2 protein-coding genes are annotated in these 465 nt (G+C 67.1%); both read left to right on the top strand.

The window, feature by feature from the left end; all coding sequences use genetic code 11:
• Positions 1 to 209: ATP-binding protein (locus AC2JF9_RS08970; protein WP_500727068.1), on the top strand; the 209-nt coding region annotated here is incomplete at its 5' end.
• A 78-nt stretch (positions 210 to 287) separates the two neighbouring features.
• Positions 288 to 465, top strand: a 178-nt coding sequence (gene ccmI, locus AC2JF9_RS08965; protein WP_500727069.1) for a c-type cytochrome biogenesis protein CcmI, incomplete at its 3' end; no start/stop codon positions are given.

The raw sequence follows: 465 nt of genomic DNA, 5'->3' as shown, positions 1-465 counted from the left end.
ATGACGACGGGCCCGGCCTGCCGGCGGAGGCGCGCGAGGAAGCGATGAAGCGGGGCAGGCGGTTGGACGAGACGAAGCCCGGCTCGGGGCTCGGTTTGTCCATCGTCTCCGAACTCGCCGCGATCTATGGGGGGACGCTCGAACTCGGTCCGTCGCCGCTCGGGGGAACCCGGGCCGAGCTTCAGCTTCCGGGCGATATCTCGACTTGACGATGTCCGTTCCTAAGGGAAATTGCGTGTGGCCACGTGCCACCTTCGGCTCATTTCCTGCAGCGCGTATGTGAAGCCATGCTCCTTTGGGTCGTCATGGCGCTGATGACGGGGGCCGCCGTCATGGCGGCGCTCTGGCCGCTGTCCCGCCGTGCCGCTGGGACGGAGATCGATTCCCGCGGCGATGTCGAATTCTATCGCGACCAGCTCGCCGAGATCGACCGCGAGTTGGACCGCGGGCTCCTGTCCGACGAGC

It is taken from the genome of Lactobacillus sp. C449L (assembly GCF_059900815.1).
This window is presented reverse-complemented; position numbering and strand designations above follow the sequence as displayed.